23 protein-coding genes are annotated in these 21,983 nt (G+C 62.5%); 13 read left to right on the forward strand and 10 right to left on the reverse strand.

What is annotated here, in order from left to right:
* Window positions 1-147: 147 nt before the first annotated feature.
* Window positions 148-882 carry a permease gene (locus ACNAOT_RS16685; RefSeq protein ID WP_091469045.1) on the reverse strand — a complete coding sequence of 245 codons (735 nt, stop codon included), beginning with the start codon at window positions 880-882 and terminating at the stop codon, window positions 148-150.
* A gap of 260 nt (window positions 883-1,142) precedes the next feature.
* Between ACNAOT_RS16685 and ACNAOT_RS16690 the strand changes: the two genes are divergently transcribed.
* The 8 genes from ACNAOT_RS16690 to asd all read left to right on the forward strand — a co-directional run bounded on the left by ACNAOT_RS16690 (window position 1,143) and on the right by asd (window position 9,332).
* Complete coding sequence (locus ACNAOT_RS16690) at window positions 1,143-1,841, forward strand: winged helix-turn-helix transcriptional regulator (RefSeq protein ID WP_018776718.1); 699 nt, start codon at window positions 1,143-1,145, stop codon at window positions 1,839-1,841.
* 240 nt (window positions 1,842-2,081) lie between these two features.
* Window positions 2,082-3,053: a mycothiol synthase gene (gene mshD / locus ACNAOT_RS16695; RefSeq protein ID WP_420178633.1), complete on the forward strand. Its 972-nt coding sequence runs from the start codon at window positions 2,082-2,084 to the stop codon at window positions 3,051-3,053.
* A gap of 102 nt (window positions 3,054-3,155) precedes the next feature.
* Window positions 3,156-5,405, forward strand: coding sequence for an RNA degradosome polyphosphate kinase (locus ACNAOT_RS16700; RefSeq protein WP_091469049.1), 2,250 nt, complete (start codon window positions 3,156-3,158; stop codon window positions 5,403-5,405).
* Between the two features lie 8 nt (window positions 5,406-5,413).
* Window positions 5,414-6,382 (forward strand): NUDIX hydrolase, encoded by a 969-nt coding sequence (locus ACNAOT_RS16705; protein ID WP_091469052.1) that lies wholly within the window; start codon window positions 5,414-5,416, stop codon window positions 6,380-6,382.
* A 54-nt stretch (window positions 6,383-6,436) separates the two neighbouring features.
* Window positions 6,437-7,240: a thymidylate synthase gene (locus tag ACNAOT_RS16710; RefSeq protein WP_420178634.1), complete on the forward strand. Its 804-nt coding sequence runs from the start codon at window positions 6,437-6,439 to the stop codon at window positions 7,238-7,240.
* Window positions 7,237-7,854, forward strand: a complete 618-nt coding sequence (locus ACNAOT_RS16715) for a dihydrofolate reductase (protein ID WP_420178635.1) — start codon at window positions 7,237-7,239, stop codon at window positions 7,852-7,854. Before ACNAOT_RS16710 ends, ACNAOT_RS16715 begins: the two co-directional genes overlap by 4 nt.
* A gap of 2 nt (window positions 7,855-7,856) precedes the next feature.
* Window positions 7,857-8,081 (forward strand): NF038396 family protein, encoded by a 225-nt coding sequence (locus ACNAOT_RS16720; protein WP_054809086.1) that lies wholly within the window; start codon window positions 7,857-7,859, stop codon window positions 8,079-8,081.
* 108 nt (window positions 8,082-8,189) lie between these two features.
* Complete coding sequence (gene asd / locus ACNAOT_RS16725) at window positions 8,190-9,332, forward strand: aspartate-semialdehyde dehydrogenase (RefSeq protein WP_091469060.1); 1,143 nt, start codon at window positions 8,190-8,192, stop codon at window positions 9,330-9,332.
* A gap of 108 nt (window positions 9,333-9,440) precedes the next feature.
* Here asd and ACNAOT_RS16730 read toward each other — a convergent pair whose 3' ends face one another.
* Complete coding sequence (locus ACNAOT_RS16730) at window positions 9,441-10,571, reverse strand: winged helix DNA-binding domain-containing protein (protein WP_420178636.1); 1,131 nt, start codon at window positions 10,569-10,571, stop codon at window positions 9,441-9,443.
* An 85-nt stretch (window positions 10,572-10,656) separates the two neighbouring features.
* Here ACNAOT_RS16730 and ACNAOT_RS16735 point away from each other — a divergent pair, with 85 nt between their 5' ends.
* Complete coding sequence (locus ACNAOT_RS16735) at window positions 10,657-11,136, forward strand: hypothetical protein (protein ID WP_017200236.1); 480 nt, start codon at window positions 10,657-10,659, stop codon at window positions 11,134-11,136.
* On the opposite strand, the gene ACNAOT_RS16740 is transcribed toward ACNAOT_RS16735, so the two are convergent.
* From ACNAOT_RS16740 to ACNAOT_RS16770, 7 genes are all read right to left on the reverse strand, one after another.
* A complete protein-coding gene (locus ACNAOT_RS16740) occupies window positions 11,133-12,200 on the reverse strand; it encodes a UDP-N-acetylmuramate dehydrogenase (RefSeq protein ID WP_420178637.1) in 1,068 nt (355 codons plus the stop codon). The two genes, ACNAOT_RS16735 and ACNAOT_RS16740, sit on opposite strands and share 4 nt — an antisense overlap.
* Before the next feature lie 18 nt (window positions 12,201-12,218).
* A complete protein-coding gene (locus ACNAOT_RS16745; protein ID WP_420178638.1) occupies window positions 12,219-13,505 on the reverse strand; it encodes an MFS transporter in 1,287 nt (428 codons plus the stop codon).
* A 41-nt stretch (window positions 13,506-13,546) separates the two neighbouring features.
* On the reverse strand, window positions 13,547-13,984 hold the full coding sequence (locus tag ACNAOT_RS16750) for a MaoC family dehydratase (RefSeq protein ID WP_091469068.1): 438 nt from the start codon (window positions 13,982-13,984) through the stop codon (window positions 13,547-13,549).
* 2 nt (window positions 13,985-13,986) lie between these two features.
* A complete protein-coding gene (locus tag ACNAOT_RS16755) occupies window positions 13,987-14,436 on the reverse strand; it encodes an FAS1-like dehydratase domain-containing protein (protein WP_024817634.1) in 450 nt (149 codons plus the stop codon).
* Between the two features lie 57 nt (window positions 14,437-14,493).
* The gene (locus ACNAOT_RS16760; protein ID WP_054809088.1) at window positions 14,494-14,718 is read right to left on the reverse strand and encodes a DUF3188 domain-containing protein; all 225 of its coding nucleotides are present in this window, start codon (window positions 14,716-14,718) and stop codon (window positions 14,494-14,496) included.
* A 190-nt stretch (window positions 14,719-14,908) separates the two neighbouring features.
* On the reverse strand, window positions 14,909-15,829 hold the full coding sequence (locus tag ACNAOT_RS16765; protein WP_420178639.1) for a DUF2797 domain-containing protein: 921 nt from the start codon (window positions 15,827-15,829) through the stop codon (window positions 14,909-14,911).
* A 2-nt stretch (window positions 15,830-15,831) separates the two neighbouring features.
* Window positions 15,832-16,695 carry an HpcH/HpaI aldolase/citrate lyase family protein gene (locus ACNAOT_RS16770; RefSeq protein WP_091469072.1) on the reverse strand — a complete coding sequence of 288 codons (864 nt, stop codon included), beginning with the start codon at window positions 16,693-16,695 and terminating at the stop codon, window positions 15,832-15,834.
* A gap of 377 nt (window positions 16,696-17,072) precedes the next feature.
* Between ACNAOT_RS16770 and ACNAOT_RS16775 the strand changes: the two genes are divergently transcribed.
* The 4 genes from ACNAOT_RS16775 to ACNAOT_RS16790 all read left to right on the forward strand — a co-directional run bounded on the left by ACNAOT_RS16775 (window position 17,073) and on the right by ACNAOT_RS16790 (window position 20,915).
* On the forward strand, window positions 17,073-18,104 hold the full coding sequence (locus tag ACNAOT_RS16775; RefSeq protein WP_420178640.1) for an ABC transporter substrate-binding protein: 1,032 nt from the start codon (window positions 17,073-17,075) through the stop codon (window positions 18,102-18,104).
* Window positions 18,101-18,988, forward strand: coding sequence for an ABC transporter ATP-binding protein (locus ACNAOT_RS16780; protein WP_364306886.1), 888 nt, complete (start codon window positions 18,101-18,103; stop codon window positions 18,986-18,988). The genes ACNAOT_RS16775 and ACNAOT_RS16780 overlap by 4 nt, the downstream gene beginning before the upstream one ends.
* The gene (locus tag ACNAOT_RS16785; protein ID WP_420178641.1) at window positions 18,988-19,917 is read left to right on the forward strand and encodes an ABC transporter permease; all 930 of its coding nucleotides are present in this window, start codon (window positions 18,988-18,990) and stop codon (window positions 19,915-19,917) included. The genes ACNAOT_RS16780 and ACNAOT_RS16785 overlap by 1 nt, the downstream gene beginning before the upstream one ends.
* Before the next feature lie 65 nt (window positions 19,918-19,982).
* Complete coding sequence (locus ACNAOT_RS16790) at window positions 19,983-20,915, forward strand: TauD/TfdA dioxygenase family protein (protein WP_420178642.1); 933 nt, start codon at window positions 19,983-19,985, stop codon at window positions 20,913-20,915.
* Between the two features lie 96 nt (window positions 20,916-21,011).
* Here ACNAOT_RS16790 and ACNAOT_RS16795 read toward each other — a convergent pair whose 3' ends face one another.
* The gene (locus ACNAOT_RS16795; protein ID WP_420178643.1) at window positions 21,012-21,971 is read right to left on the reverse strand and encodes an aldo/keto reductase; all 960 of its coding nucleotides are present in this window, start codon (window positions 21,969-21,971) and stop codon (window positions 21,012-21,014) included.
* Window positions 21,972-21,983 lie beyond the last annotated feature (12 nt).

Consider the following 21,983-nt stretch of genomic DNA (forward strand, 5'->3'; position numbering starts at 1 on the left):
GCTGCAGGATCAGAAGGTTACTTCTGGCCCTTGAAAAGGCGGTAAACGACAAATCCCGCAAACCATGCCATGGCGACGCTGGCCAGACCAAGGAGAACGAGGAAGAAGATTTCAAATGCGAGTACAGACATGATGCAATCCTAACCGTTAGTAGATGAGTAGTTTGTCTATGAAGTAAGCCAAGGCCCCCACAGCCCAAACGGGCGCTACGCCCATTCCTATTGCTGCCGGGATGTTGAGGCGCCCCCGCCGGAGGGTGGTCATCCGCCGGAAGCAAACGAGGACGGAACCCACCACCACGCCAACCAAAGCGGCCGGAAGCACGGCGATATCGGAGAAAACAAGCCCTGCCAGCGGCCCCATCAGGCCAGCCATCACAACGCCGAGCGGAGCCACGATCCGGTCCGGCCAACGGATGATTCCCACCAGCAGGGCCACCGCGGCACTGAGTCCGGCCACGAGGACCATCTCCTTGACGCCGTTGAACCGTGCACTGGCGATCCATCCCGCGCCAAGGCAGTTCAGCAGCACACCGGCAGAGCAGCCGAGGGTGGATTCCAAGCGTTGGGCCTGCCCGGTGCCCCTGACCAGTTGGACGACGAACACTGCCATCACGCCCAGAGCCACGAACGCGGGTGTACCGTCCAGGAATCCGGGCGCCGGCATATAGGCAGCGGTGACAGCAGATCCCGCGCCGGCGAGACCAATGACGGCGGCCAGCGTTTTCTTGGCCGGGACAGCCAGAAAGTGCGGCCACCCGATCCCGACAGCCGCTGATGCCGCGATGCCTGCGCCCACCATGGCTTCCCGGGAAACGAAGGTGCTGGCCACGATGGCTGCGAGCGCCACGAGTCCGAATACCCCGATGCTCCAAGACTTCACTGTGTGCCGACCTCAATCCGATGCGCCTTACGACCTCTCGACAATCCTGCCTTAAGCTGACCCAATATGTCGTAATTCCAGCGCTTGCCCGTCACGAATCCATGTGTCGCAAGGCACTGATGGGTATACTCAGACTTCAACAGCGCACTGTGTTGGCCGCGATCCCGTTACAACGGGAGAGGCTGCCAATGCGTTGTGACCGACCGGTGAGACTCCGGTTTCGACGCCCGATGATGCGCGTACAGCCCATTGGAGGAACTATGTCGCACATCCTGCTCCTAACGAACAGCACCGGCTCTTCGGTGGACATTTTGCCTGCCTTGGAGTTGCTGAACCACCGCGTGCACATCCTCCCGGCAGAACCCACAGCACTACTGGAAACCGACCCCACGGATATCGTCTTCCTGGATGCCCGGAAGGATCTGGTGGGTGCCCGCTCACTGACCCAGTTGCTGAAAGCCACCGGCCTCAGTGCGCCGCTCATGTTGATCCTCACGGAGGGCGGCATGGCTGCTGTCTCCTCGGCCTGGGCAGTGGATGACATTGTGCTGGACTCCGCCGGGCCTGCGGAGGTAGAGGCCCGCATCAGGCTTGCCATGGCGCGTGCCGTCCCCGGCGAAGAGGAAACCCAGACCGAAATCCGGGCCGCCGGCGTCGTGATTGACGAGGCAAGCTATACCGCCCGTGTCAGCGGCCAGCCACTCAACCTGACGTTCAAGGAGTTCGAACTCCTGAAGTACCTGGCCCAGCACCCGGGCCGCGTATTCACCCGCCAGCAATTGCTGACCGAAGTGTGGGGCTACGACTACTACGGAGGCACCAGGACAGTGGACGTCCACATCCGGCGGCTTCGGGCCAAGCTCGGCGTGGATCACGAGAACCTGATCAGTACAGTCCGCAACGTGGGCTACCGGCTCACCCTTGTCCGCCTCCCGGACGATGAGTTGTCCGAAGCCTGAGCGGCAACCCGGACAGATGAAGCAGACCAAAAAAGAGGCCAGGATCCACACGGATCCTGGCCTCTTTTTCATTTCCTGGTGGAGGACATACGGGTCGAACGTATCGAGGCCACCCCACTGGTGGATCCCCCCTGTGCTGACTCGCGGACAAACCGCAAAGCCGAACGAGATATTGAGACTACCTCCCATTTCCAGTGACATCAAATCATCAGGGTTGCACCGGACGTATAGCCTTGCATCATGAGTCACGCGCACCCGGAAAACTGGCCCGTACTGATCATTGCCGGAGCTTTGGACACTGAACTCCTCAGGGACGTCAAGACCCTCGCCGCAGCCGCCGGGGAGTCCGACGGGAATCCGCCCTTCTCCGAACAGACGTTTGTCATGCTGCGCGGTGCGGACTCGGGCGAGCATTCAGTCCTGTCCTTCGTCTTGTATGCACCGGACGAAGATTCTGATCCGGCCACCGGAGAGGATCTGGCGGGTATCGCCGTCGTCGTTGAAAGTGAAGACGGAAGCGGTGTCCTGGAGTTGGCCGTCCACCCCAGCTACCGCAACCAGGGCGTTGCTGGAAGACTGCTGGGCGCGCTGCAGGGCAAGCGGGGCCTCGACGGATTAAGCGCCTGGTCCCACGGCAACCATGAGGCCGCCGCCGAGCTGGCCACGCAGTTCGATTACGGTCCGATGCGTGAACTGTGGAAGATGCGGTTGATGTCTTCAACCGCGGCACTGCCCGACGCCGGACTTCCGGACGGTGTTTCGCTCCGCGCCTTCGTGCCGGGCCAGGATGAGCAGGCGTGGCTGGCAGCCAATAGGGCTGCGTTCTCCCACCACCCCGAACAGGGGTCCATGACACTGGCGGACCTCGAGGCACGCAAGGCTGAGGATTGGTTCGATCCCGAAGGCTTCCTGTTGGCTGTGAACGCTGAAGGTGAGCTGCTGGGTTTCCACTGGACCAAGGTCCATCCCCGGCAAGGTCCCCATCCGGCCATCGGCGAGGTCTATGTGGTGGGCGTGACTCCAGCGGCGCAGGGTTTGGGGCTTGGCAAGGCGCTCACGGTTGCGGGCATCAAGCACCTCCAGGACCAGGACCTGCACGCCGTCATGCTCTACGTCGATGCTGACAATGAGGCAGCAGTAGCTCTATATCAGAAGCTTGGCTTTGTTCGCTGGGACACCGACGTGATGTACGGGCCTTTAACCAAAAATTAACCTGAGGGGATCAGTTGCCGGAAAGCCGGTGACATCTTGGATTCGAGCACCGAAATTGCTTGTAATGTGGGAGGAAACCCCGTCCTGAGCTTAGGAGAACCCATGCAGCCGGACCCCGTCGGCACCGCCGGATCCACCTCGAAGGGCGCAACCCTGCCCCCACGCTTCGGATCATCGGAAGTGCCGGCCTCGCGAGCCACCCAGGACCGCATCGATATTCCGGAATTCGCTCCGAGCCTGGAGCCCGAAGGCGACATCTCCCCGGACCGCTTCCTGGACCGCGAGCTGAGCTGGCTGGCCTTCAACTCCCGTGTGCTGGAGCTCGCCGAAGATCCTGACCTTTTCCTGTTGGAACGTGTCGGTTTCCTGTCGATTTTTGCCTCCAACCTCGACGAGTTCTTCATGGTCCGTGTTGCCGGCCTCAAGCGGCGCATAGCCACAGGCCTTGCTGTGCCTTCCCCGGCCGGGCTGAGCCCCATTGAGGTGCTGGAACAGATCAGCGAAGAGGCCCACAGGCTTCAGGAACGTCATGCCAGGGTCTTCGCTGAGCAGATCCGCCCGGCGCTGGCCTACGAACACATCCACATCATGCACTGGAATGAACTGGATGAGGATGCCCGCCACCGGATCAGCATCATGTTCCAGGAGAAGGTCTTCCCCATCCTGACGCCGCTGGCTGTGGACCCCGCACATCCCTTCCCGTACATCTCCGGCCTCTCCCTCAACCTTGCCGTGATCGTCAGCAACCCGATCAGCGACAAGGAGCTCTTCGCCCGCGTCAAGGTTCCGGACCAGCTCCCCCGCCTCATTTCCGTGGACGGACCGCGCGCCGGCGCCATCCCGGGCCGCGTAGCCCGTTTCATCGCCTTGGAAGAAGTCATCGCTGTCCACTTGGACAAGCTTTTCCCCGGGATGGAAGTCCTGGAACACCACACCTTCCGCGTCACCCGCAATGAGGACCTGGAAGTAGAAGAAGACGACGCCGAGAACCTCCTGCAGGCCCTGGAGAAGGAACTCCTGCGCCGCCGCTTCGGCCCGCCGGTGCGGCTCGAAGTTACCACGGACATCAACCCGAACATCAAGGCTTTGCTGATCCGTGAGCTCGGGGTTGAAGAGTCCGAGGTCTACTCGGTTCCCGCGCCGTTGGACCTCCGGGGACTGTCAGCTATCAGCGCCATTGACCGCGCTGACCTGCACTACCCCAAGCATGTCCCGCACACGTCCCGCTACCTCAACGAGTCCGAGACTTCGAAGGCCGCCAACGTCTTTGCAGCGATGCGCCGCAGGGACATCCTGCTCCACCACCCGTATGACTCGTTCTCCACCTCCGTTCAGGCCTTCCTGGAGCAGGCTGCAGCGGATCCCAAGGTGCAGGCCATCAAGCAGACCCTGTACCGGACATCAGGTGACTCCCCCATCGTTGACGCCCTCATCGATGCCGCTGAGGCAGGCAAACAGGTCCTGGCCCTCGTGGAGATCAAGGCCCGCTTCGACGAGCAAGCCAACATTTCCTGGGCGCGAAAGCTCGAACAAGCGGGCGTTCACGTGGTGTACGGCATCGTCGGCCTGAAGACCCACTGCAAGTTGTCCCTGGTGGTCCGCCAGGAAGTGGACGGACTGCGGCGCTACTGCCACATCGGCACAGGCAACTACCACCCGCGCACAGCCCGCTATTACGAAGACCTTGGCTTGCTGACCGCCAACGAACAAGTGGGAGAAGACCTCTCCAAGCTGTTCAACCAACTCTCCGGCTACGCCCCAAAGTCCACGTTCAAGAGGTTGCTCGTTGCGCCGCGATCGGTGCGGGCCGGCTTGATGGACAGGATTGAAGCCGAAATCCGCCATGCCCAGGCCGGCGCTCCCGGATTGGTACAGATCAAGGTCAACTCCATGGTGGACGAAGCCATCATCGATGCCCTCTACCGGGCCTCGCAGGCCGGCGTGAAGGTTGACGTCGTGGTGCGCGGTATCTGCTCCCTGCGCCCGGGCGTGCCGGGACTCAGCGAAAACATCAGGGTCCGCTCCGTCCTGGGTCGCTTCCTTGAACACTCACGCGTCTTTGCCTTCGGTAACGGTGGCGATCCGTTGGTGTACATCGGCTCCGCAGACATGATGCACCGCAACCTGGACCGCCGCGTAGAGGCACTGGTGCAGCTCGCCAGCAAAGAAGACACGGCGACTGTCATGGACCTGCTGCGCCGCTATGTTGACGACGGGACCGCCAGCTGGCACCTGGACGATCACGGACATTGGACCAGGCACCACTTGGACGAAGACGGCAAGCCGTTGTTGGACATGCAGTCCTGGCTCCTGGCTTCCCGTTCACGCCAGCGCGCTGCGGCCCGGCGGTAAGGACCCAGTTGAACAGCGATACCCCCGTGGCAGATCAAACAGATCACCCCGGCGAGCCGGTGGCCGTTGTAGCCGCCGGAGCGATTCCATGGCGCGTCACCAAAGGTGCCCTTGAGGTTCTCCTGATCCACCGCCCCCGTTACGACGATTGGTCATGGCCCAAAGGAAAGCTCGACGCCGGCGAAACAGTTCCCGAATGCGCCGCCCGCGAAGTGTGGGAAGAGATAGGCCTACAGGCACCGCTGGGCATACCTCTTCCAGCTATTCACTACCATGTAGCTGCCGGCTTGAAGGTGGTCCGGTACTGGGCGGTCAAGGTCAATGGAGCGCAGCTCCGGCCCGACGGCAAAGAAGTGGACAGCGTCATGTGGTGCAGCCCGGACCGGGCGGCCAGCTTCCTGAGCAACCCTACGGACGTGGAACCGCTCGAATACCTCGAAAAGGCCCACGTCCGCGGGGAATTGGACACATGGCCGTTGGTTTTGATCCGCCATGCCAAAGCGAAGCCGCGCTCCTCATGGACAAAAGCCGAGGGCGACCGCCCCTTGGCAGCAACGGGCCAACGGCAGGCAGTGGCTGTCCAGCGCCTTTTGGAGGTGTGGAAACCGCAACGTGTGGTGACCAGCCCTTGGGCGCGTTGTGTCGCCACTATCGCCCCCTATGCCAAGGCCAGCGGAGCCAAGGTGAAACTGGTGGAAGCACTCACCGAGCACACCCACCAACGCTCCCCCAAGAAAACCGCAGCCGCTGTTGAGGCCCTGTTCGACAAGCAAGTGCCGATCGCTGTGTGTACGCATCGCCCCGCCCTGCCCACGGCACTAAAGCAGCTTGGCCAGCACATGTCACAGGCCCTGCGGAACCTGCTTCCTTCCTCTGACCCCTACCTGTCGCCGGGTGAGGTCATTGTTTGCCAGGTAGCGAGGGGATCTGAACGGAAAGTTGTGTCAGTGGAGCAGGTCAAGCCGTTTGACGACTAAGGCGCTCGTGGACCTGCTCCGCGGGCGCCTGGCCGAACCCAGTAAGCTGGACTCGTGAGCATCCCCACCCCTTATGAAGACCTCCTGCGTGACGTCATGGCCAACGGCACGCACAAGTCGGACCGCACCGGAACCGGAACGCGCAGCGTTTTCGGCCGCCAGTTGAGGTTCGATCTCGCCGAAAGCTTCCCGCTCATCACCACCAAGCGGGTTCACTTCAAATCCGTGGCAGTAGAACTCCTGTGGTTCCTGCGCGGTGACTCGAACGTGAAGTGGATGCAGGATCAGGGCGTCTCCATCTGGGACGAATGGGCGGATGCCGAAGGCGGATTGGGCCCTGTGTACGGTGTGCAGTGGCGCAGTTGGCCAACTCCCGACGGCGGGCACATCGACCAGATCTCTGAGCTGATGACCAATCTGGCGGCCAACCCCGATTCCCGGCGCCACATTGTGTCGGCTTGGAACGTGTCCGAGCTCAAGGACATGGCGTTGCCGCCGTGCCATGCGTTCTTCCAGTTCTATGTGGCGGACGGCAAGTTGTCCTGCCAGCTGTACCAGCGCTCCGCGGACACGTTCCTGGGCGTCCCCTTCAATATTGCCTCCTACGCCCTGCTGACGCGCATGGTGGCGCAGCAGCTTGGACTCGAGCCCGGCGAATTCGTCTGGACCGGCGGCGATGTCCACGTCTACGACAATCACGTTGACCAGGTTGCCGAGCAGCTCAGCCGCGAGCCGTACGAGTACCCGCAGTTGAAGATCCTGCGCAAGCCGGACTCCATCTTCGATTACACGCTGGATGACTTCGAGGTTGTGGATTACCGCCACCACCCCACCATCAAGGCGCCGATTGCGGTATGAGCGTGCCTACCCCTGAGACTCCATCCCAGCTTCCCGGCGTCATCTTCACCCAGGAGACCGCGGCCCGAATGACGGGCATCGGACTGGTCTGGGCCCAAACCAAGTCCGGCGTGATCGGTAAGGACGGCTCCATGCCGTGGCACCTGCCCGAGGACTTGAAGCACTTCAGCCAGCTCACCTCTGGGCACCCCGTCATCATGGGCCGCAAGACCTGGCTGTCGTTCCCCGAAAAGTACCGTCCACTCCCCGGCCGCACCAACATTGTGGTGACCCGGAACGCTGACTGGGCCTCCACGCCCGAGGCCCAGGGCGCCGTCGTGGTTTCGTCCCTTGATGCGGCACTGCTGGAATCGCAGTTCGCGCCCGGTGGCCAGAAAGTGTGGATTATCGGCGGCGGCGAAATCTTTGAACAGTCCATGGGCATCGCTAACTTGGCCGTAGTCACCATTATTGATGCCGAGCTGGAAGGCGACACCTTCGCACCGGAACTCGGTGAGGATTGGACCTTCGACGCGGTAGCCCCGCCCGAAGGCTGGCTCACTGCTAAAAACGGCACCAACTACCGGTTCACCACATGGCGCCGGAACGCTAGCCAGGAAACCCAGGAAGACTAAGCATGCTGAAAAAACCTGAAACCTTGTTCGTGCTGGGCTATATGCTGCTGCCGCTCTTCGCCCTGATATCTGCCATTGTGGGCCTCACCATGATCTTGGGCGGCAACAGGATTGCCGGGATTATCGTGCTGATCGTTGTCACGCAGGTCTTTACGTTTGGTGCTTTCTTTGCCTTGCGGAAGCGCAAAGCCCTCCTTCTCCAGGAACCCGACGCCGGCAGCCTCTAGCCACGCGCGTCAGCCTCCTGGTTCCGCCACAGCGAGTGCCGTCGTCGTGCAGCGTGTGCGTGACGTAACCAACAGCGGCAGTTCGCTCGGAAAGTTTAGACTTGGTGAATGACTACAGCAGCTAATCCGTCCGTTGGACTGGTCGGTTGGCGTGGCATGGTCGGCTCCGTCCTGATGCAGCGCATGCAGGAAGAGAACGACTTCGCCAACATCAACCCGGTATTTTTCTCCACCTCGAACGCAGGAGGTGCCGCCCCATCCTTTGCTGAGGGGGCCGGCAAGCTCGAGGATGCGTTCGATATTGAGACGCTGGCCAAGCTGCCGATTATTGTCACCGCCCAGGGTGGCGACTACACCAAGCAGGTCCACGGCGAACTCCGCAACCGCGGCTGGGATGGCCTGTGGATCGATGCTGCTTCCACCCTGCGCATGAACGACGACTCGATCATCGTGTTGGACCCCATCAACCGCGATGTCATCGACGCCGGCCTGTCCGGTGGGGTGAAGGACTTCATCGGCGGCAACTGCACGGTTTCCTGCATGCTGATGGGCCTCGGCGGTCTCTTCAAGAACAACCTGGTCGAGTGGGGCACCTCCATGACGTACCAGGCAGCTTCAGGTGGCGGCGCCCGGCACATGCGTGAACTCCTCAACCAGTTCGGCACCCTCAACAACGAGGTCAGCAGCGAACTGGACGATCCTGCGTCGGCCATCCTCGAAATCGACCACAAGGTCCTCGCTGCCCAGCGCACCGGCGTTGACGCCACCCAGTTCGGCGTGCCGCTGGCGGGCTCCCTCATTCCGTGGATCGACGCCGATCTCGGCAACGGCCAGTCCAAGGAAGAGTGGAAGGCCGGGGTGGAGACCAACAAGATCCTCGGCACCGGCAATGGCACCGCAGGCAAGGACCACATCGCCATGGACGGCCTGTGCGTCCGCATCGGCGCCATGCGTTCCCACTCCCAGGCCCTTACGCTCAAGCTGCGCGAAGACCTGTCCGTGACCGAAATCGAGAATCTCCTGGCCAAGGACAACGAATGGGCCAAGGTTGTTCCCAACACCAAGGAAGCCTCCATGGCTGACCTAACGCCCGTGGCCGCTTCGGGCACTCTGGACATCCCTGTGGGCCGTATCCGCAAGCTCGAAATGGGCCCGGAATACATCAGCGCCTTCACCGTGGGAGACCAGCTCCTGTGGGGTGCAGCCGAGCCGCTCCGCCGCATGCTCAACATTGTGACAGGCAAGCTCTAACCCTGCCCGGCTTAGCACGTCGCTAACCCGCTGTTCCGTTGCTGCCCAGCAACGGAACAGCGGGTTTTCGACGTCTTAGGGGTTCTGCCTGGCACTCTTCCGGCGGGTTCAGCCGGCCATGAACTTCAGGTAGGCACGGCCCTGGGCTTGGAACGAACGCTCAGCGGCCGGACCCAGATGCCCCGTGAATGGTTCAGGCACCACACCTATGGTCTTCCCGCTCACGGCCCTTGCCCACGTTCCCACCACTTCCCCGCCGGACACCATGATTCTTTTGAAGACTCCATTCTTGCCAGGCACCACCAATTCCGCATGCTCGGGAGCCAGCACGAGGTCCCGGTCCTGATACCCGAGCAAGAATTCATCGAACCCCGGGAGCGCCAGGAACGAGCGCGAGCCGGGGACGCCGTCGTCGAGCATTTCTGCTGTCTCCGGCGAGAGCCAGTAACTAGTGCCACCGAACTGCAGCTCAAACAGGCGGCCATGTACCTCGTTCAGGGCTTTGCGTGCTTCCGTCAGGGGCACTTGGCTCCACCACGAAAAATCCTTGATGGTTGCGGGGCCGTGACTCTGGAAGTAGCGGAACAGCAGCTCGGCAATTCCGTCCTCGCGTCCCAGCTCCCTGGACTCCGGAATCCACTCGTCGAACGGCGCGAACAGCTGCTGCACGCCCACTTTGCCGTTGGTCCCCGCCATTGGCCCCTGGACCAGCCACGCACGTTGGCAGAGGCTCCCCAGCAAGTGAATGCCACGTTGCGCCTTGGTGAGCTGGCCGGCTTCCTCGAACGCTTGGAACAACTGCTCCCGTGTGGCTCCTGGCGCACCCCCTGCTTTAAGGACCTCAGTGGTTTTGAACGCGATGTCCCGGCAATGGCTGATGTCATCGGGCGTGATGCCGAGTTCACGGTGGCGAGCTGCCAGTGAATTCATCAGTCGGTCGCTGGTAATGCCCAGAATCCAGCGGAGGTCCTCGGGGGCAACCAGGTGCAGTGTCCCGCGCATGGGCCACGAACGGACCACTGTCCCGGCGTCGAGGGCGGCCCGGATATCCGACGCAACCGTGCCCGCAACACGCTGGCCTACTGCCCACAAAGCTGAGCCGAGGTCCTGCGCCTGCATGGCCGTCATCCACCGGACCGCGTCCGAAACTGTAGTGAAGCCGCTACCCAACAGGCCTTGGCTGGCGAGCCGCAACCGACCCATGACGCGCGGAGTGGGAGTGGTTCTCTCTGCAGGCATGCTTCATCCTAAAAGGACCGGCCAGCACAGGGAACCTTGCCGCGCCTCCCAGCCGTCACCCAGCAGTAGATCCTAGGATGGGTTCATGCTTTTTGGTGATCTTGCTCCGTTCGTGCGGCCGATGAGCCGGTGGTTGGCTACCGCCGGCTGGTTCTGCACGCTCGCCGGGCTCGGCGCCGGGCTGATCGTGGCGGTGGGTACCGGGGTGAGCCTCTCCCCTTCAATGCAGGCCATTCAGACGGTCAGCCTGGTGGCAACTGCGGCAGCCGCGCTACTCATCGGAACCGCTGCCGCCACCCAGCCCGTAGCCGACCGCGACGACGACGCCCCCGAACCCTGGTTCTACCCGGCAGCCGCAGCCCAAGTCCGCAGCTTCCTGCTCGGAGCGATCGTCCTGCTCCTGGGTTTAGTCGGCTTCGCCACAGCCGGGCTGTTCATGCCCAGCGGCCCGTCGCCGCAAAGTATCGCGTTCAGCCAGATCTTCCTGTTGGGAGCGGTCAGCTGCGGCCTCACATTCCTGCTGCTCAACAAGGTTCTGCCGATAGCCGAACGCCGCACTCGCTAGAGGTTGACGCCGATCAGCAATGGTTCCGGGTGCAGTTCAATGCCAAAACGCTCGACGACGCCGGAACGCACCTCACGCGCGATGGCCACCATGTCCGTAGCCGTTGCTGAACCCCTGTTGGTAATGGCAAGTGTGTGCTTGGTGGACAGGGAAGCCCGCCCACCGGAGACGCTGGATTCCTCGAGACCGAAGCCTTTACCAAATCCGGCCTGATCTATGAGCCACGCAGCGGAGAGCTTCACGAGTCCGTCGTCCCCAGCGGGATACCTTGGCGCGTTCTCCGGCAGGGCTGAGGCACGCTCCGCCGGCACGATCGGGTTGGTGAAGAATGAGCCCGTGGAATAGGTGTCGCGGTCTGCTGAGTCAAGGACCATGCCCTTGGACGCGCGGAGCCGGAGGACTTCCCTGCGCACATCATTGGAGTAGGCGCGCTTACCTGCCTCGACGCCCAACACACGGGCCAACTCGGCGTACTTGATGGGGGCACTCATCCGTCCCAGCGGCAACTGGAATTCCACGGTCAGCACAACATAGCGGGGCGAGCCCTCGACTGTGGTCTGCTTCAGGATGGAATCGCGGTATCCGAACTTGAGCTCGGAGTTGGTGAATGTCTGCACTGCGTTGCGTTCGCGGTCCCAGGTGCGGACAGCTGCAATGGTCTGTGAAACATCGGCGCCGTAGGCTCCTACGTTCTGCACGGGGGTGGCTCCGGTCGCTCCCGGAATACCGGACAATGCTTCCAGGCCTGACCAGGCGTGAAGCACCGTGTGTTCCACCAGGGCGTCCCAGTTGTGGCCTGCCTGCACTACGACGGACACGCCTCCACAGCTGTCTTCGGAGTTCACGGTGAATCCTTCGGAGGCGATTCGGAGAACGGTACCGGGGTAGCCTTCGTCGGAAATCAGGAGGTTGGAGCCACCGCCGATGATCAGGAGTTTTTCACCGGCAGCGTCGGCCGACCGGACGGCGTCGATAATTTCTGCCTCGGTGCGGGCCTCAACATAGTTGCCCGCGGGGCCGCCAACGGCAGCAGTGGTCAGTTCGGAAAGCAGCGTTAGGGTCACCAATCAAGCCTAACGGGCTTAGCTGGCGTGCGCTGACTTCGCCTTCTGTTGACCGGCCAATGGTGCCAGGAAGAAGCTGACCACCAGCAGTACCAAGGGTGCCAGCAGCGAATGCAGGATGCCGAAATGTTCGGCCAACAGCCCCAGGAGCGGAGGTCCGCACAAGAAAGCGCCGTAACCAATGGTGGACACCACTGACACGCGGGCCGCCGCGTGCACAGGATCGTCGGCAGCGGCAGACATCCCCACGGGGAATCCGAGTGAGGCACCAAGGCCCCACACCGCCAAGGCTACAAACGCGAGCCATGGAACCGGAGCAAAAACAAACAGCGCAAGGCCCACGACGGCGGTGGCCGAGCACCAGCGCATCACCACTACACGTCCAAATCGATCCAGGATGACAGTGCCAGTGAAACGCCCGATGGTCATGAAGGTGACGAAGAGCCCATAACCGACAGCCCCAGCGGCATCGGTCTGCCCGTAACCGTCAGCGAGTGCCAGTGCCACCCAGTCCCCCGCGGCTCCTTCGGCTAACGCCAAGCCGAGGACCAGGACGCCGATCAGCAAAGTCCTTCGGTCACGCCAGGCAAGGGCCACGAGCCGCTTGTTATCCAGTGGAGCGGCGGCTTTGCCGGCGTCCGTCTGAGGGCCGGCCGCGTCTCCGGAGATGATGGGCAGCGGGCCCGTGGACGGATCCTGGAAAGTATCGGTTTCTTCGGCGCGGTACGTGTGCGTGGCTGCAGCGGTCTTTTCCGCACGGAACCAGAAGGTTGCGGTAACCACGGATGACGCTACAACCACACCCGAGATCAGGAAATGCCAGAACACCGGCATATGGATGGCAGCGGCCCAGGCACCGAACCCCGCAGCGGCGACGGTTCCGAGGCTGAAAGCGCCGTGCAAGTGCGGCATGATGTGCCGTTGCAATTCGCGTTCAAGCGAGGCCCCTTCCACATTGGACGCAGTGTTCCAACTGACCGTACCCAGACCCAGGACTACCAAGCCTGCGGCCACCACCAGTGGATTGGCTGCAATAGAGGTGCCCACACCCACGATGACAAGGCCCGCACCCACCATGCTGCTGCCGCTCCTCGTGGTCAGCTTGGGACCGATCCGCAGCACAATAAGCCCCGAGGCGGAGATCGAAATGAACGAGGCCACCGTCATGCACATGAGCAAGAGTCCAATGCCGCCCGGCGTGAGATTCAGCCCGTCGCGGATGGCAGGGAGGCGGGAAACCCAGGTGGCGAACGCGATACCGCTGGCCCCATATGAAGCAAGAACAGCGGCGCGCCACCGCGACATGTCAGTCGAAGTAGCGCGCCGTTGAGTGGTGTTCGGTTGGTTCAAGAGACCTTCACAACCGCCTGCGACTTCATGAGGACCTTCTGTCCGCCCGCAACGACGGTGAGATCAATGCGCGCCGTGCGGGCATCGGCGTCGAGCGCTCCCACCACGCCAGTGACGTCGATGACAGCACCGGCCTCATCGGTCCCGGTGGTGTCGGTGACGAGGACGGGCTTGGTGAAGCGGGTCTGGTAATCAACGACGGCGGCGGGGTCGACTGCCCAGTCGCTCACCAACTGCACTGCGGCACCCATGGTGAACATGCCGTGCGCGATGACACCCGGCAGTTCCACGGAGGTTGCGAACGATTCGTTCCAGTGGATGGGGTTGAAGTCGCCCGATGCTCCGGCGTACTTGACCAGGTCCTGACGGGTGACGTCAATGCTGCGGGTGCCGATTTCCTGTCCGACCGTCAGTTCTTCGAATGTTGGGCTCATGGTTACTGTCCCTCTCCGCGGACCAGGATGGACGAGGTTGTGGTGGCGACCTTTTCGCCGGCTTCGGTGGAAATCTCGGAGCGGGTGGTGATCATCGCTCCCCCGCCCATGGCCCGGACGCCGTCAACATGCAATTCGGCAACAAGGCGGTCGCCGGCAACGATGGCTCGGTGGTGCGTGAAACGCTGGTCGGCGTGGACCACACGGGAAAAGTCGATGCCCGACTCCGGGTCCTGGACCAACTGGGCGTCAGCCCGCTGGGCGACGATGATGGCGAAAGTCGGCGGGGCTACGAGGTCGCTGTGGCCCAGGGCCTTGGCTGCCTCAACATCAAAATGCGCCGGGTTGCTGGCTTTTACAGCCTTTGCGAACTCGCGGATCTTTTCACGGCCGACGTCATATACCTCTGCGGCAGGGTAGCTTCGGCCCTGCAAGTCCGGATTGATACTCATGCTCCAACCCTATCGGCCCCGGGAGCCCGGACGCAGCGCGTTGCTTGGGTGAAGAGGTTACTTCTTGTAGCTCTTGCGGATCTTCTGGCCCCGAACCACCAGTCCGGCGACGTGGAGCACCAGGCCAACGCCAATGACGGGCAACGAAGCAATGGCCAGACCTTGGTTGCCGGAGGTATTCCCCACAATGGACAGGATGAGCCCGACGGCGATCAGCCCCATGGCGCTGAAAACCAGCACTTTGTAAGACGTAGAGGCCGTAGCCCAAAATTGTTCCAGCACCGTCCAAGTCTACGGGGTGCGTTGCGAGGCCTACTCTGCACCCCAAAACCCCGAAATACCCTGCATAGCGGGCCTCACAACGAAAAGGGGGGGGTGCGTTGCGAGGCCTGCTCTGCACCCTAAAACCCCGAAATACCCCGCAAAGCGGGCCTCACAACGCAAAGGGGGGCGATGCGAGGCCCACAGCGCATTAGAACAAGGAGTCCTGCAGCGCCGGGATTTCCGTGGTGTGCGGGCCGAACTCGATCTTGCGGCCCTTCAAAGCACCCAGGTCCGCCACAAAACTGCCCTCTACCTCGTTACCCGAAGCATCCGGGAGGCCCGCCAAGGCGATCGCCCCCGACAGGGAGCGGATCCGCAAACCGTGCCCGCCGCCGTCGAACGTTGCCGGGTAGGCGTGGCGACGGACCCCTTCGGCAGCAGGAACACAGAGCCGCTCCGCAAAGGCGGGCCGCTCCCACTCTTCCTCCACAACGGAATAGCCGGTCATCGCCAAACCACCTAGAAGCTCGCGCACCCGGCCAGCGTGCTGACGGTTCAGCGTCAAAAGCTCGACGCCGGCACGCGGCTCCACGAGGCCCGCTGCCTTGGAAGCGGAGCGGACTTGCTGGACGAGGCCAAGCTCGCGCGTCACCAAGTCCTCGAGAACACGAACGACGCGGCCGTCCTCGGTGTGCGCCACATAGGCAGCGTGGACAGCGCCCTGTTCGGCGAGCCGGTTCCACTTGCGCGGAGCAGAGGCCGTACCCACTTTGCTGGCACCGTTGGCGAACGTCGCCACATAAAGCCAGTGCGGTTGCATTAGGTAGGCACGGAGGCCGGTGGGAACGGACGTGCCGCGGTGGAAGTCGTGCATCAGCCGGGAGTCGTCCCGCGCGAAGCAGGCTCCGCATTGCTTCCCACGCTCGGCTGGAGAACCGCTGCGGCACGGGACATGCGTCCGATCCCCGGGGCCGTGGACTTTGGTGTGGCCAAGGCACCACAATCCGGGGATTACGCGAAGGCCCAGGGCTGAACCCTGGACCAACGCAACGTCACTGAACTCCGCGTCCGGCGTGAACATTCGCAGCGAAGGGGACGAAGTGTCCCAAGCGACCCCGTGGACAAGCATGCTTACAGGGAAGGCTGGACTCCGAAGGCCACTGCGAGCTTCATGATCTTCTCAGCACGGCCCAGGCGCGGGAGGTCGGAACCATCGCGGATGACGCGGCCGTTGGCCTCGAAGTCGTTCATGAAGTCCGTGGCCCAGGCGACGTCCGAAGGCGTGGGGCTGATGACCTCGTTGATCACGGTGGTCTGGTCGATGGCCAGGCAGAGCTTGCCGGTCATGCCCATGGTCACGGTGATGCCCGTCTGCTCACGCAGGATGGGGTGGTTGGTGCCGACGGTGGGGCCGTCGATGGGGCCCGGCAGGTTACCAACGCGGCTGGCAACGACGAGCTTTGCGCGCGGGTAGGCCATGGCCTCCGGGGTGGCCGCCATGCCGGTGTCGCGGCGGAAGTCGCCGGAACCGAAGGCAAGCCGGAAAGCACCCTGTGCACGGGCGATGTGGTTTGCTTCCTCGATGCCGAGGGCGGACTCAACCAGTGCGACTACGGGAGTCTTGCCGTCCATGCGGTGGTAGGACTCTGTGACCTGGTCAGCGGACTCGGTCTTGGCGAGCATGACGCCGAGCAGGCCCGGGGTGCCACGCAATCCAGCAAGGTCGTCGGCCCAGAATGGGCTGGTGGCGTCATTGATGCGGACCCACGCCTTGCCGCCGGAGGTCAGCCAGTTGACCACGTTCTCGCGGGCAATGTCCTTCTGGGAAGGATCAACGGCGTCTTCGATGTCAAGGATGATGGCGTCTGCCCGTGAACCCGCGGATTCGTCAAAAAGCTCCGTCTTCATGGCATTCACAAGGAGCCATGAACGGGCAATGTCGGCGGGAATATTGCGGGTAGGCCGAACTGATTCGGCGGCGATGCTAGACGTCATGTATCTACCGTATCCGTCCGGCACCCCGCACAGCGAAGAATTCCGCCCGGTTGTGAGGATCAATACGAACTAAACCCCATATGACTGTGGGGTCCCGCAGTATGAACGCCCGACGGCGGGACGCGCCAGTCATATCCGGCCCACCTGTCGCTGTTGTTCACAGGGCTCAACGCGGCGTCTTTGTGTCCCAGGGTTGCCGGGAATGGCCCCGGATTTCGTTCCATTTCGGGCTGTTTCGCAGGGTTTCCGGGAGTTACCGCCGCACTTCCCAGTCGGCGTCGGGATGGGTTTACATCGTTCCCAAGCCGTTGCAAGGCTCCCAAGCACTTGCCTAAGCCGGCCACCCAACAGATCACAAACCATCGAAAGTAGCTCCCATGAAACTGCATCTGCCCCTGCTGAGCGTCGCGGCCGCCGTCGTACTAGCGCTGACGGTGTCCGGCTGCGGCGGTGCAGCCGAAGCCGGGCAAGGCGCTCAAACCGGCAACGAAATCACGGAACTCCGGTACCAGGGCTGGGCCAATCAGGTCACCTTCCCGGAATTGGCGGAAGACCTTGGATACCTGGGTGACGTCAAGCTGAAGTGGGTGGGAAACACCACCAGCGGCCCCCAGGACATCCAGTCAGCGGCCACAAACCAGACCGATTTTGGTGGCGCGTTCACCGGCGCCGTCACCAAACTCATCGAAGCCGGGGCGCCCGTGAAAGGCGTCATCAACTACTACGGCGCCGACGAGAAGAACTTCAGCGGCTACTACGTGAAAGCGGACAGCGCCATCAAGGAACCGCGGGACCTGATCGGCAAGAAGATCGCCGTCAACACACTCGGCGCCCACCATGAGGCCGTCATCAACACGTACCTGACCAAGAACGGGCTCAGCCAGGACGAGATCAAGCAAGTCCAACTGGTACCCCTCGCGCCGAATGACACCGAAGAAGCCATCCGCCGCGGACAAGTGGACGTGGGAACCTTGGGTGGCGTCCTGCAGGACCGGACCATCGAGGCCGGTGGGTTGAGGTCCCTGTTCAACGACTACGAGCTGTTCGGCACGTTCGCCGGCGGCCAGATTGTGCTCCGCAACGACTTCATCGAGAAGAACCCCACCACTACCCGGACCTTCACCACGGCCATCGCAAAAGCACTCAAGTGGGCCACTGAAACGCCCCGCGATGAGGTCATTGCCCGCTACACCAAGATCATCGAGAGCCGTGGCCGCAATGAGAGCACAGCCAACCTGAAGTTCTGGAAGAGCCCCGGCGTTCCGGAAAACGGTGTGGTCAAGGATGAGGACTTCACCCGCTGGGAGGCCTGGCTGAACTCGTCGGGAATCGTCAAGGACAAGCTCACGCCGTCCAAGTACTACACGAACGAGTTCAACGAGCTCGCTGCACCGAAGGGACAGCCATGACCGCCAAAATCAGCCTCCGGAACGTCACCAAGGAATTCACGGTCCGGGCCACCAAAACCACAAGCGCCACCCGCCTCACCGCCATAGATTCTTTGAGCCTGGACGTCCGCGACGGCGAGTTCCTCACCCTGGTAGGGCCCAGCGGCTCGGGCAAGACCACGCTCCTGGACCTCCTGGCCGGGCTCTCCACCCCGACTTCCGGTGAAGTCCTGGTGGATGGCAAAGCCGTCACAGGGCCGGGCAAGGACCGCGCCGTGGTGTTCCAGCAGTATGCGTTGTTCCCGTGGCGGACGGCATCGGCCAACGTCTCCATCGGGCTCGAAGGTGTGGGTCCGGATGGCAAGAAGCTGAATCGCCGCGAACGCGCCGCGAAAGCCAGCGAATACCTGGCTCTGGTGGGGCTCGCGGGCTTCGAGGACCGCTACCCTCACGAACTCTCCGGCGGTATGAAACAGCGTGTTGCCATCGCCCGAAGCCTGGCCTACGAGCCGGATGTGCTGCTGATGGACGAGCCGTTCGCAGCCTTGGACGCCCAGACCCGCGAGCAGCTTCAGGATGAGCTCCTCAGGATCTGGAAGGCCACCGGCAAGACCATCGTCTTCATCACGCACGGCATCGATGAAGCTGTGTACCTCGGCGAACGCGTTGCTGTGCTGAGCGCCCGCCCCGGCCGGCTCAAGGAAATCGTGGACATCAACATCCCGGACCGCGACGGCGACGAGGACATCCGTTCCAACCACGCCTTCGTGGAGCACCGCCACCAGGTGTGGACTCTTCTGCACGACGAAGTCCGCCGTGCCCAGGACGCCGGGCACCGCAAGATCCTGCCGGACGGCAGCGCACCGGACGAACCGGCAACCATCACCGAAAGGAGCGCCGCCTGATGACCACCACACTCACTCAAGCCGAAACTGCCGCCACAGCGCTCAAGGCGGGTACCGCGACTGACCCAAGTGCCGCCGTCGAACGTTCCGTTACTCAGGTGGCAACTGAAGAGCGTACGACGCCGGCACCCGGCATAGCGCGACGCGTCGCCGGAGCCGTGGGGTCGGGTCTGTGGAAGTCCGCAGCGGTCCTGGCTTTCCTGGCACTGTGGGAGCTTGGACCTACCTATTTGGCGAGCCCGTCCACCCGGGTGTTCCTCCCGCCGCTGCACGAAGTGCTGCTGGCCTGGGGCAAGCTCTTCGAAGCAGGCACCATCCAAGGCCATATCGCGGCCAGTCTCACCCGGTCCGTGGCCGGCTTCGGCGCAGCCCTGGTGGCGGGTGTCTCGCTGGGCTTGCTCATCGCTTGGTACGGACGCCTGAACTCGGTGCTGAACCCGTTGTTGGAGCTTTTCCGCAACACAGCGGCGCTGGCTCTTCTTCCCGTGTTCACGCTGCTGCTGGGCACCGGAGAAGAATCCAAGATCAGCATCGTGGCGTACGCGGCCTTCTTCCCGGTTCTCCTCAACACCATTGCCGGTGTGAAGACCGTGGACCCGCTCCTGATCAGGGCCGCCCGCTCCTTGGGGCTCAACAGCTTCAGGCTCTTCCAGAAGGTCATTCTCCCGTCGGCCGTACCAACGATCTTCACGGGCATTCGCATGGCCGGCACCGCCTCCATCCTGGTGCTGATTGCCGCTGAAATGGTGGGAGCCAAGGCTGGGCTGGGTTACTTGATCGTGAATGCGCAGAGCAGCTTCCTCATCCCGGATATGTACGCGGGCATCCTCACAGTGTCCTTGCTGGGACTCGGCGTGAACTTCCTGCTGGTTGCCCTTGAAAAGCACTTCTCCCGCTGGCGGACCGCTGTTGGCTCTGCCGCTTCCTGACCCACCCCGCGGCATCTGCCGCAACCCTCACAACAAGATCCATCTCAACAAGTAAGGAACACGTCATGACCGTCATTACCGAAACCAAACTCGAGTTCGCCAAACTCGGCTCCCGTATCGGCGCCGAAATCCGTGGCCTGGACATCAGCGGCGACCTGGGTGAAGAAACTATTGCGCAGATCCGGGCAGCCCTGAACGAGCACAAGGCACTTGTTTTCCGCGAGGCCAACGTTCTCACGGACGAAGCCCAGGTGAAGTTCGCCAGCCACTTCGGCCCGCTCACCAAGGCGCACCCGACGGTCGCTTCGGTGGACGGCGAAGAGAATGTCCTGCCCGTGGACAGCGAGAATGGCTCGGCCAACAATTGGCACACGGACGTCACTTTCGTGGTCAACCCGCCGCAGGCCTCCACACTGCGCAGCATCGATCTCCCCGCCTACGGTGGCGAGACCCTGATCGCGTCCTCGGCCGGGGCATACCAGGACCTTCCGGAGGAGTTGCGGAACTTCGCGGACACCCTGTGGGCCATCCACACCAACGACTACGACTACTCGGTGCCCAAGAACCTTGAGCACTCCAACGCGGAAGAACGACGCAAGGAATTCACCCGGCTGAAGTTCGAAACCGCCCACCCTGTGGTGCGGGTCCACCCTTTGACCGGCGAGCGCGGATTGTTTATTGGGGGCTTCGCGCAACGGCTCAGGATCGTGGGCCTGTCCAACACCGAATCCAAGGACATCATCCGCCTGCTGCAGGCCTACGTGACGCGTCCGGAGAACGTGGTCCGGGTGAACTGGGAGCCCAACCAGGTGGTCCTGTTCGATAACCGCATCACGCAGCACTACGCACCGGACAACTACGACGGCCAGCCCCGCAAGCTCAACCGCGTGACCATTGCGGGCGACATTCCCGTCAGCATCGATGGCAAACCCAGCCAGGCCATCCAGGGTGACTCGAGCACGTACTCCGTGGTCGCTCCGATCAGCCGCGCCTCGTAGTATGTGTTGCTGTTGTGACCCAACTGAGTCGCAGTTAAGCGCGTTTTGAGTCGTCATAACGCGCACAACTGCGACTCAGTTGGGTTAAAACCGGGGTTAGGGGATGTTGTTTCCCCGCGCTGCCACCCACAGTCCGTACCACTCGGCACGGGTCACGCCGGCAGCCACGGAGGCGGCATCGGCGCAGGCAGCGATCCGGGCAGGGTTGGTGGTTCCCACTACCGGCGAGATCCTGGCCGGGTGCTTCATGAGCCAACCCAGCAGTACTGACTCCGGCGTGGTGCTTTTCTCCCCCGCCAATTTTTCGAGCATATCCGCGGTAGCCGACTCGGCCGGCGAATGATCCGCGGACGGCGCACCTGTATAGCGCCCCTGGGCCAACGACCCGTATGCCTGCAGTTCAATTCCCTTGGCCATGCAGTGCTCAAGAGTCCCGTGCGGAAAGCTGTATTCCAGACTGTCCGCATGGTTGACCAGCACGGTACTCTCCAGCCAGCCCCGGCGAAGGAGGCTCATTTCCAGCTGGTTCGCCACGATGGGCGCCTCCATCCTGTCCTGCAGGAAGGCGATCTGAGCGCCGGACATGTTGGACACACCCAACTGCCGCACCTTGCCTTCCGCCATGAGCTGTCCGACGGCGTCCGCCACCTCGCGCGGGTCCATCAACGGATCGGGCCGGTGCAGGAGCAGTACGTCCACGTAGTCCGTTTGGAGCCGCTTCAGGCTTTCATGGACCCGTTCAAGGATGGCGTCACGGCTGAGGTCGTAATGCGTCTCCAGTCCGCGCTCCCCCAGCCTGATCCCGCATTTGGTCTGAAGCTGGATTTTGTCGCGCAGACCCTGCGAACGGGCAAGGACTTCACCAAAGACGGCCTCGGACTTTCCGCTGCGATAGATATCCGCATGGTCGAAAAGCTCAATGCCAATCCCTTGCGCAGCTTCAATCACCGCGGCTGCCTGATCGATCTCCGAAGCCCCGTAGGACGTGCCGTCCCAAGGGCCGCCGAGTCCCATGCAACCGTAAATGAGGCGTCCCCGCCCGTTCGCAACAGTCATGCTTTCAGTATC

Origin of the sequence: Paenarthrobacter sp. TA1.8 (assembly GCF_048595705.1) — a bacterium.
Classification (GTDB): Bacteria; Actinomycetota; Actinomycetes; order Actinomycetales; family Micrococcaceae; genus Arthrobacter; species Arthrobacter nitroguajacolicus.

Excerpts from the sequence above, each read along its gene's own strand:
- ACNAOT_RS16690 (WP_018776718.1), top strand. The coding sequence starts at position 1,143 with ATGTCGCACATCCTGCTCCTAACGAACAGCACCGGCTCTTCGGTGGAC.
- mshD (WP_420178633.1), top strand. The coding sequence starts at position 2,082 with ATGAGTCACGCGCACCCGGAAAACTGGCCCGTACTGATCATTGCCGGA.
- ACNAOT_RS16700 (WP_091469049.1), top strand. The coding sequence starts at position 3,156 with ATGCAGCCGGACCCCGTCGGCACCGCCGGATCCACCTCGAAGGGCGCA.
- ACNAOT_RS16715 (WP_420178635.1), top strand. The coding sequence starts at position 7,237 with ATGAGCGTGCCTACCCCTGAGACTCCATCCCAGCTTCCCGGCGTCATC.
- ACNAOT_RS16720 (WP_054809086.1), top strand. The coding sequence starts at position 7,857 with ATGCTGAAAAAACCTGAAACCTTGTTCGTGCTGGGCTATATGCTGCTG.
- asd (WP_091469060.1), top strand. The coding sequence starts at position 8,190 with ATGACTACAGCAGCTAATCCGTCCGTTGGACTGGTCGGTTGGCGTGGC.
- ACNAOT_RS16730 (WP_420178636.1), bottom strand. The coding sequence starts at position 10,571 with ATGCCTGCAGAGAGAACCACTCCCACTCCGCGCGTCATGGGTCGGTTG.
- ACNAOT_RS16735 (WP_017200236.1), top strand. The coding sequence starts at position 10,657 with ATGCTTTTTGGTGATCTTGCTCCGTTCGTGCGGCCGATGAGCCGGTGG.
- ACNAOT_RS16745 (WP_420178638.1), bottom strand. The coding sequence starts at position 13,505 with ATGTCGCGGTGGCGCGCCGCTGTTCTTGCTTCATATGGGGCCAGCGGT.
- ACNAOT_RS16750 (WP_091469068.1), bottom strand. The coding sequence starts at position 13,984 with ATGAGCCCAACATTCGAAGAACTGACGGTCGGACAGGAAATCGGCACC.
- ACNAOT_RS16755 (WP_024817634.1), bottom strand. The coding sequence starts at position 14,436 with ATGAGTATCAATCCGGACTTGCAGGGCCGAAGCTACCCTGCCGCAGAG.
- ACNAOT_RS16765 (WP_420178639.1), bottom strand. The coding sequence starts at position 15,829 with ATGCTTGTCCACGGGGTCGCTTGGGACACTTCGTCCCCTTCGCTGCGA.
- ACNAOT_RS16770 (WP_091469072.1), bottom strand. The coding sequence starts at position 16,695 with ATGACGTCTAGCATCGCCGCCGAATCAGTTCGGCCTACCCGCAATATT.
- ACNAOT_RS16775 (WP_420178640.1), top strand. The coding sequence starts at position 17,073 with ATGAAACTGCATCTGCCCCTGCTGAGCGTCGCGGCCGCCGTCGTACTA.
- ACNAOT_RS16780 (WP_364306886.1), top strand. The coding sequence starts at position 18,101 with ATGACCGCCAAAATCAGCCTCCGGAACGTCACCAAGGAATTCACGGTC.
- ACNAOT_RS16785 (WP_420178641.1), top strand. The coding sequence starts at position 18,988 with ATGACCACCACACTCACTCAAGCCGAAACTGCCGCCACAGCGCTCAAG.
- ACNAOT_RS16790 (WP_420178642.1), top strand. The coding sequence starts at position 19,983 with ATGACCGTCATTACCGAAACCAAACTCGAGTTCGCCAAACTCGGCTCC.
- ACNAOT_RS16795 (WP_420178643.1), bottom strand. The coding sequence starts at position 21,971 with ATGACTGTTGCGAACGGGCGGGGACGCCTCATTTACGGTTGCATGGGA.